This is a genomic window from Okeania sp., from assembly GCF_983059655.1.
The window spans coordinates 5,184-9,910 of the sequence record NZ_CEZPJD010000253.1 but is presented as its reverse complement, the minus strand read 5'-3'; the positions used below and the strand labels follow the sequence as shown (position 1 = coordinate 9,910).

General features: G+C 33.6%; 3 protein-coding genes. All 3 read right to left on the bottom strand.

From position 1 onward, the window contains the following. Positions 1–1,279 precede the first annotated feature (1,279 nt). Positions 1,280–1,603 (bottom strand): DUF1825 family protein, encoded by a 324-nt coding sequence (locus AC3DU7_RS15480; RefSeq protein WP_488040226.1) that lies wholly within the window; start codon positions 1,601–1,603, stop codon positions 1,280–1,282. 1,053 nt (positions 1,604–2,656) lie between these two features. Further along, complete coding sequence (dtd, locus tag AC3DU7_RS15475; RefSeq protein WP_488040225.1) at positions 2,657–3,112, bottom strand: D-aminoacyl-tRNA deacylase; 456 nt, start codon at positions 3,110–3,112, stop codon at positions 2,657–2,659. A gap of 1,213 nt (positions 3,113–4,325) precedes the next feature. Next, the coding region (locus AC3DU7_RS15470; protein WP_488040224.1) for a GTP-binding protein at positions 4,326–4,727 on the bottom strand (402 nt) is incomplete at its 5' end.

Below are 4,727 nucleotides of genomic sequence, written 5' to 3'. Positions count from 1 at the left end.
CACAGCGCTATATAGGTAGGGCTTGCTGATTAAATATCAAAGCATTGACTGATATTGGTTTCAGCTTTTTTTTGTCGAAAAAAGTGCAAGCTTTTCGGTCTAAAAAGCTCATGTATGCTAGTATTTCGGGATGATTATGGCAGAACAATTAAGGGACGATTCTTATGTATCCGCTCAATAAATGGGGGCGGACTACCAGTTTAGGAACGATTTTACGACATTTGAGCCTTGCCATTGACCGATTTACCCCGGATTATTGAGCGGTTACATTCTTATGACTACTTCTTCCATAATTCCTATTCCTCCTGTTTGCGGAGCATTCCGTAGGAAATTCACCGATTCTGTTTGCGTAGCATTCCGTAGGAAATTCTGGCTCCTGCCCTTACCAAAAAACTTTATTCAGCAAACCCTAGGTAGTTTTGAGAATCAGACTTTCTGCTAAAGATCAAGGAACCCTAATTGTTTCGTAGAAAGTCGCACATCTTAAATATTTCTAGATTATGGATAGGCTATTGTTGTTTGTTTGATTTTCCTGATTTGAATCAAAAGGCTAATATTATGTCCAATTGAATATTTAGGGTTGGCTGATTAAATCTAAAATCATTGACATATAAAGCTTTTAGCATTTTTAGAGCTGGAAAAAGTGTCAGAAGTTAGGTCAAACAGGTTCAAAAAGTTAGCACAAAAGGTTTATTTAGGACAGAACAATTAACAGACCATTTTTCCAACTACATCCTCTGTAATTCCCATTTTTCCTGACTTCCCTTCCTGGGAGCAGTAGGGGTGATACCAAATCCGGTTTTCAAAACCATGTTTTTCAAATTCCTTTCTAACCCTTCTGCCTCACAGGAGTGCGTATTCCCTCTCTTGGTCGGCGTTCCGCAAGGGAGCTGGCGTCGTCGCGGGTTCTGACCACTTGCATATGATGCCGACGCGGGGTCGCACCGCTTCTGCCCTCTGCCTTCTGTCTTAACTTACAATAAACCTTACTTTCAAAACAGGATTTGGTATGAGTCCCTACCCCAGCAAAAATAATTTATTCAGCAAACCCTAAGTACCTAAGACAACAATCAAAGAGGTTGAAAAAACTACAGCGTAGAGTATCCATAGGTATAACTTATAGATTGAAAGTGATCCCTCATCGCTGAAAACCATATCTCTAATTAGGGAAAACAAAGAAAACTATTTTTTCCTATAATTTCAAAAAGTAAATAGTTTAGAAAAAAATTATTTTAAATAATTTGCTTAACATAGTAAATAATTATTTATCTCGATCAAATTAGGACTGTTGTTCTAATTCTGACTTCATTCTTTCTAAAGTTATGTGCATTTGATCGAACATTTGTTGAGGACTAATACCAAATTGATTTAACTGAGTTTTCAGTTGCTCCATAGTCATTTGAGCCATAAAATCTTCTGATAATTCAAAGCGCTTCATAAAAATCCGATAGCGCTCCATAATCGATTCCATCTTTTCTATATAAATCTTTTTACCTTCTCGATCAAATTTACCATAATCACTTCCTACCTTAATTAAGGATTGATAATCCTCAAATAATTGTTTAGCTTCCTGTTGAACTACTTCTGAATCAAAAAATCCCATAGCCTTCCTTATTTAATATTTAAAATTATACGAACTAAATTTTTTAATTGAAAAATACCCTAGTTTAACAATTATGATACCAATATGATACCTGTTTGTTAGGTAACTCCATTACTTATAGTAGTATAGTATAGCATCGATTTTATTTCTACCATTGACAAAAAGTGGTGTGGAAATACCCCCATATTGGTTCGTCAAGCCGAAATATTGAAATATTTATTGTTTATTTATTAGATATCTCTGATGATAAAAAATCAAATTAATTATTGTAATTTTATTCATTAATTCTTTCCACCTACTCCTTACTTCCTCTTTTGGAGGAGATGTCTATTGTATTTATATCGGATTTACATTTAAGTTATGAAAATCATTTTGAGAAAAAGTAAATAGGTAACAGATATTATAGAGAATTAAGCATAGAGATATTTTTTGTTTGTTGTGAAAAAAATAGCTTAATCTATAGATATTGCATTAAATATTTTGATAATCATCGAATAATTAGGGCTTGCTGATTAAATATCAAAGCATTTATAGACAAAGATTTTAGCATTTTTAGGTCTAAAAAAGTGCGTTTTTTTAAGTCTAAAATACTTAAAAAGTTAGCATTTTGGGAGGATTATAGCAGAACAATCAAGGTACTATTCTGCTGAGTATTTCCTCTATAATTCCCATTCCTCCTGACTTCTGGATTCTGGATTCTGGCTCCTATCCTTACCAAAAAACTTTATTCAGTAAACCCTAATTAAGGTTTAAAGCCTCTCCTTTAAAGGATAAAAAGGCGGTCGATCTTCGGAGCTTCCCGTAGGGTGGGATAACAAAGTCTCGTCCCTGGCCGACAATTGACCAAGAGAAGAAAAAATTTTCCTTTTATAGCATTTATCCATGAAGTTGCACTTAATATAAAAAAAGATGAGAATAATCAGTTTAATAAGGTCTGAACAACAATTATTAAGCGCATTGTTATAGAGAAATGGTATTAGTCAATGGTCTCCTTGAAAAGAAGAGGCAATAATTATTAATTATTAATTATTAATTATTAATTGATTACACACCCTAAGTAGCTTCTCTTTCTAACAAAAGAGTTACCGGACCATCATTATCAATTTTAACTTCCATCATTGCTCCAAATATACCAGTTTCTACCTTTAAGCAACTCAATTTTAATCGCTCTACAAATAGCTGGTAAAGTTGTTTAGCAACTTCAGGAGATGCAGCATTATCAAAAGATGGACGACGACCTTTGTGACAGTCTCCATAAAGAGTAAATTGACTAATTATTAACAATTCACCATTAATCTCTTTTACTGATTTTTCCCAACGGTTATTATTACTATCTGGATCGGGAAATAAACGAAGGTCTAAACATTTACGCACCATCCAATCTATTTCTACTTCTGTATCAGTAGCAGCAATACCTACAAGCAAATTTAATCCTTTGCCAATTTTACCGACAATATCTCCATTTACTTTGACTTGAGAAAAGCTAACTCTTTGGATAACAACTCGCATAACAAAAAAAGTTAAAGTTAAATGTTAAAAAGATTTTTTTATTTCGACAAAAAACTAGTGCAAAAAGGCAGAAGGCAGGAGGCTTTAGTTATCTAGGATAGCAGCTATGCTGAAGGGAAGAAAGGTTATTTTGCAAGCTTTTGAACCTTTTTTAACTGGTTAGTTATTTCCGCCATCCTGCACTAGGGAAAAATAATAAATCGAAATTAGTATCAATTTCTAAAATGAATTTTAATCCTCCTTGGCGGATAATTCCCCTCCAGTATGATAATGAGTTAATAACAAGTAGCTGATAGCTGATGGCTGACTGCTGAATGCTTATATTACTATAGTCAGTTATTCTTTCTATAAGCTTTCTAATTTATAGATTGAAATCTCAACATGAATTTCATAAAGTTATAAATTTATATTTGCTTTTTATCGCATATATTTCTTTGTCAAATATATGTAATTAATATGAAATACTAAAATTTTGGCTATAAATACGTACAACTTTTTCAAGGAGTCAGGAGGACCTTCTCAGGAGTTAGTATAAATAGTTTATATACTATTTAGTTACAGCCGAACCCTGTTTTTAGTCAAACCTACATTATCTAGGTAAAGCCTTTTAAGCAGAGAAATTATTCGTAGCATGACTTTCCGTATTTCATATAATTTTGCACAACACTTATATCATTTCCGGTAGTATCGGTATTGTAAGTGCGAAAACAAGGAAGAAGAAAGAGGGAAGAAATAGGAAGATTTAAGAGCAAGAAAAAACTTAAATTTCCAGATATTAACTCTTGGATTTACACAAATGTGCCCCAACGGACATGAAGCGCCATTGCCAAATATTTTTCGATCTCCCCATCTGCCCACATTCCTATTACGGTAGGGGTTAGGGCTGAGTACTCACACTATTACTGCTGGATTTAATATGACTCGTTACTCTTGACTCTTTTGCCAAAAGTCCTTACCTTTTCAGAGATACCAAACGGCATCTATAGAACTTCCCAGAAAAAGAACATAAAAGATAGTTTTTACTCGTAGAAATCTCAAGTCAAATTTATTAGCTTATTTCCTCATTCCTAATATTCAAACATTGATTTTACTCCCCCTCTAATTATTTTTATACACAGAAAAATTTCCATGTACAGTAGTTCTAGAAAAATCAGAAAGAATATATTTTGGTTTCTAGAAAGCTTAAAATAATTCCAACCTATTTCCCAATTTTTTAATAAATAATACAGTCTTCTAATTGCGCTCGCAACTGATCATGTTCTAAATTTTGACCAATCAGAACTAACTGATTTTTAGGAGTACCTTTCCATTCATCATCATTAATAGTAAACCTCTTACCACTCAAATGAAAAATATGTCGTAGAGGGCTTTCTTCAAACCACAAAATTCCCTTTGCTCGGAAAATATTTGCAGGCAATTTATTATCCAAAAAATCTTGGAATTTTTTAAGAGAAAGAGGCTTGTCGCTTTGAAAAGAAATAGAAGTAAAACCATCATTTTCTAAATGGTTGGAATGATGGTGGCCGTGGTCATGGTCGTGATGATGATGATCATGGTCATGGTCATGGTCGTGATGATGATGGTCATGGTCATGGTCATGGCCGTGATGATGATG